Genomic DNA, 1,478 nt, shown 5'->3' with positions numbered 1-1,478 from the left:
GTGTTGTCCGCACCTTCGACGTAGATGGCGTCGGCCGGACACGCCCAGGCACACAATTCGCAGCCGATGCATTTCTCCAGGCCGTCGGGGTAGCGGTTGAGTTGGTGGCGGCCGTGATAGCGGGGGGCGACCGGGCCGGGTTTTTCTGGATACTCCTCGGTGATGGGACGTTTGAACATCGTCGAAAACGTCACACCGAAACCCTTGACCGCATCCAGGAACTCAGGCATCTGCTTTCTCCTTGCTCGGTACCGGCAGTGGAGGAATCGGGAACGATCCCTCGACCGCGGCGGGCGGCGGCGCCGTGCTGCGCTGGATCAGCCTGCGCCGCAGCGCGTTCGCCGCCAGCAGGGCCAGCAACAGGATCGCGGCGGCGATGAGGTTGGGGATGATGCCGGTGTGGCCGAGGGTGTGCAGGATGGCGACGATCATGATCCAGATCAGGGAGGTGGGGATGAGTAGTTTCCAGCCGAGTGCCATGAATTGGTCGTAGCGCAGTCGGGGCAGGGTGGCGCGGAGCCACATGAAGATGAACAGGAAGGTCCAGACTTTGGCGACGAACCAGATCAGCGGCCACCAGCCGGTGTTGACGCCCGGGATGAGGCTGATCGGCCAGGGGGCGTGCCAGCCGCCCAGGAACAACGTGGTCGCCAGCGCCGAGACGGTGGTCATGTTGACGTATTCGGCGAGCATGAACATCGCGAATTTCAGCGAGGAGTACTCGGTGTGGAAGCCGCCGACGAGTTCCCCTTCGGCCTCGGGCAGGTCGAAGGGGGCGCGGTTGGTTTCCCCGACCATCGCGGTCACGTACACCGCGAAGCTGGGCAGCAGCAGGAACACATACCAGGTGTGCTGTTGGGCGGCCACGATCCCCGACGTGGACATGGTGCCGGCGTAGAGGAACACCGCCGCGAACGACAAGGCCATCGCGATCTCGTAGGAGATCACCTGCGCACTGGAGCGCAACCCACCCAGCAACGGATAGGTCGAGCCTGAGGCCCAGCCGGCCAGCACGATGCCGTACACCCCGATCGAGGTGACGGCCAGGATGTAGAGCACCGCGACCGGCAGATCGGTCAACTGCAGCGGGGTGTCATGGCCGAACACCGACACCACCGGGCCCAGCGGGATGACCGCGAACGCCAGGATCGCCGGGATCACCGAAATCACCGGTGCCATCAGATAGATCGGCTTGTCCACCCCGGCCGGCACCAAACCCTCTTTCAGGGCGAGTTTGATGCCGTCGGCCAGCGATTGCAGCAGCCCGAACGGGCCGACCCGGTTAGGGCCGTAGCGCATCTGCATGCGGCCCAAAATTTTGCGTTCGGCCAGGATCGCCACCAACACCGTCAGCAACAGGAACGCGAACACCGCGACCGCCTTGGCCAGGATCAGCCACCACGGATCATGGCCGAACACACTCATATCCGGATAGCTCACACCGACACCTCCCGCTCGATGCGCACCACCGCACCCGT

General features: G+C 64.3%; 2 protein-coding genes. Both read right to left on the bottom strand.

The genetic code is table 11. The annotated features are described in order from the left end of the window. Positions 1-230: NADH-quinone oxidoreductase subunit I (locus MSZK_RS23850; protein WP_142389994.1), on the bottom strand; the 230-nt coding region annotated here is incomplete at its 3' end. Beyond that, on the bottom strand, positions 223-1,440 hold the full coding sequence (nuoH, locus tag MSZK_RS23845) for an NADH-quinone oxidoreductase subunit NuoH (protein WP_099251018.1): 1,218 nt from the start codon (positions 1,438-1,440) through the stop codon (positions 223-225). The genes nuoH and MSZK_RS23850, both read right to left, overlap by 8 nt. Between the last annotated feature and the right edge of the window lie 38 nt (positions 1,441-1,478).

Source organism: Mycobacterium sp. shizuoka-1 (assembly GCF_002723835.1).
GTDB lineage: Bacteria > Actinomycetota > Actinomycetes > Mycobacteriales > Mycobacteriaceae > Mycobacterium.
Note: the sequence above shows the minus strand (reverse complement) of the source record. Positions and strands in the feature narration are given on the sequence as shown.